We start from the raw sequence: 1,024 nt of genomic DNA, 5'->3' as shown, positions 1-1,024 counted from the left end.
CGGCACCGCGAGCCGCGTCACCCGTCTCGCGGAACACCAGGCACTGAAGCGGACGGGCTGTCCAACGCAATTGCGGCACCGCGAAGCGCAGGTGATTGCCCGGACTGAATGACGTACACCGGCACGTCTGCCAGAAACTGTGCAAAGCGGCCCTTTGCCTTGAAGCGTTGCCCAAACGCCGTATGCTCGAAAACTTCTCCCATGCGCGGAACGATGCCGCCGCCGATAAATATCCCGCCGCGAGCGCCGAGCGTCAGTGCCAGATTGCCCGCGACCGTTCCGAGGAACGCGCAGAAAAGATCGAGTGCTTCGCGAGACCAGGGATCACCCCCATCCAGTGCTGCCGACGCTACGGTCGCCGCATCAAGCCCGGCGTCAGGTGCACAGCCGTCAACCTCTTTGATGGCCAGGTAAATATCGACCAGGCCCTGGCCGCATACGGCTCTCTCGGCCGAAACATGCCCGTAGCGGCGGCTTAGCCAACGGAGTACCGCTTGCTCACGCGGTGTGCAAGCCGCCAAAGTAGCATGCCCTCCCTCCCCCTCGATCGGGATCCAGCCACCCTGCCCGTCGGGCAACAGCCCCGAAACGCCCAAACCGGTACCGGGCCCGATCAAACCCATCGCAGCGAAAGGGGCGGCCTTTGCGCCCTGAACCTGACGCAACTCCTCTGGCTTCAGCGTGGGCAGCGCCAGGGCCAGCGCCGTAAAGTCATTCAGCACCCGCAGCTTCGCGAATCCAAATTGCTCTTTCAGTGCCTTGATCGAGAAAGTCCAACGATGATTGGTCATTCGCACCTGATCCCCATGCACTGGATTGGCAATCGCGATTGCGCAGTCAGGAGGGGCGCTTCGCCCCACGACGCCCAGGTAATGCCGGATTGCATCCGCAAGGCTGGCATATCCAGCACAAGGCAATATCACCAGGTCATCGATGGATGCCCCGGCACCGGCACCGGCCTGCCACGCGAAGCGTGCGTTGGTCCCGCCGATGTCGGCCAAAAGCCGCCCACCGCCGCCAGGAC

General features: G+C 63.4%; 1 protein-coding gene. It reads right to left on the bottom strand.

Annotated elements, in window-relative coordinates:
* Nucleotides 1–17: 17 nt before the first annotated feature.
* On the bottom strand, nucleotides 18–1,024 hold a 1,007-nt coding region (glk, locus tag AC1DWI_RS24310; protein WP_477726064.1), incomplete at its 5' end, for a glucokinase.

The sequence above is a fragment of the Polaromonas sp. P3_C2 genome, from assembly GCF_056402675.1.
This window is presented reverse-complemented; position numbering and strand designations above follow the sequence as displayed.